Origin of the sequence: Methylobacterium nigriterrae, from assembly GCF_037106235.1 — a bacterium.
Lineage (GTDB): Bacteria > Pseudomonadota > Alphaproteobacteria > Rhizobiales > Beijerinckiaceae > Methylobacterium > Methylobacterium nigriterrae.
Genome location: NZ_JBAWTG010000372.1, coordinates 1 through 1,331, shown reverse-complemented (window position 1 = coordinate 1,331; position 1,331 = coordinate 1). Strand labels below are relative to the sequence as shown.

Annotated in this window: 2 protein-coding genes; both read right to left on the bottom strand. The window is 69.0% G+C overall.

The window, feature by feature from the left end; translation table 11 throughout:
* Positions 1-971: DUF3141 domain-containing protein (locus WDW90_RS37175; protein ID WP_336492734.1), on the bottom strand; the 971-nt coding region annotated here is incomplete at its 3' end.
* Positions 972-999: 28 nt separating this feature from the next.
* Positions 1,000-1,331 (bottom strand): hypothetical protein (locus WDW90_RS37170; protein WP_336492733.1); only part of this gene is annotated, 332 nt, incomplete at its 5' end.

The following is a 1,331-nucleotide window of genomic DNA, read 5'->3' as shown; positions in this document are numbered from 1 at the left end:
TCGAGGTAGCGCTCCGGCTCCGTGTCGATCTTGGCGAAGAGGTTGTAGGCCTTGCCGAAGTAGGTGTTGGCCGGGTTCAGGTACTCGAAATTGTCGACGAGGTAGGCCCCATCGAACTTGCCGCCCCCGAGATCGCTCGCCAGCAGGGCCGTCCAGCTTCCGCCGAGCATGCCGCCCGCGTAGCGCATCGGATTCTCGGCGTCGTTGCCGGCCCAGTAGGACATTGGCGCTCCGTTCACCACGATAGGACCGGCGCAGTCCGGATCGAGCGCGCCCACCAGCATCGCGGCCCAGCCGCCCTGGCAATTGCCGACGATGACCGGCTTCCCGCGGGTCGCGTGGCGCGACCGCACGATGCGCAGGAACTCGGCCTCGGCCCGCGAGACGTCGGCGAGGGTCTGTCCCTCGACCGGTTCGGGGAAGAAGATCACGACGTAGACGGGATGGCCGGCCTTGAGCGCGACGCCCACCTCGGAATCCGCCTTGAACCCGCCGATGCCCGGCCCGTGCCCGGCACGGGGATCGACGATCACGTAGGGGCGCTTGTCGGGATCGGTCCGGATGCCCGGCGGGGCCTCGATGCGCACGAGCGCGTAGTTGACCGGGCGGTCGAAGGTCCGCCCGTCCGCCACCATCTCCCAGTCGAAGGCCAGGAGCGGCGGCTTGCCTGCCTTCTCGTGCTCCAGCCATTTGTTGCCGCGCTGCCGGAGCGTGTCCCAGAACAGCAGCGAGCGTTGCGTGAAGTCGCTCCAGTAGCTGGTCGCGTCGCTCCAGGCTTGCATCGGCGTGAGCGGTCGGGCCGTCTCGAGCCACGCGCGGCTCGCCGCGCCGATCGCCTCGAGATAGGTCTGGGCCGCCGACGCGCAGCGGTCCCGGCAGACCTCCGCGACGCGCGCCTCGAGCGCGAGGAGAGCCGGAGGCGCGGGTTGCTCGTCCGCAGGGCTGGGGGGCGGGGTCTGGGGGGCGGTCATGGTTGCGGTCCCGAACCTTGAGGGAAGATCACGTGCGGCGTGTCTCCCAGGTGAGGAAGAAGCCGACATCGCCCGGCATGCCATCCGGCCAGTCGACGATCATCGCCTTCAGGCCGTAACCGGCGGGTTGCAGGCGGTCGCGCCAGAACTCGAAGGCCTGGCGCGGCCGCCCGGTCAGGGTCTCGGGCCAGCCCTTCTCGGAGTTATTGATGGCCCGGCCGCCGTCGCTGCACATCACGTTGGGGAAGCGCATCACGAGGAGTTCGTTCTTGCCCTGCTCGGCGGCGATGCGGAGCTTGTGCAGGAGCGACTTCGTGATCTCGTGCACCTTCTGGGGCGTGACCTCGATGGTCTCGGACA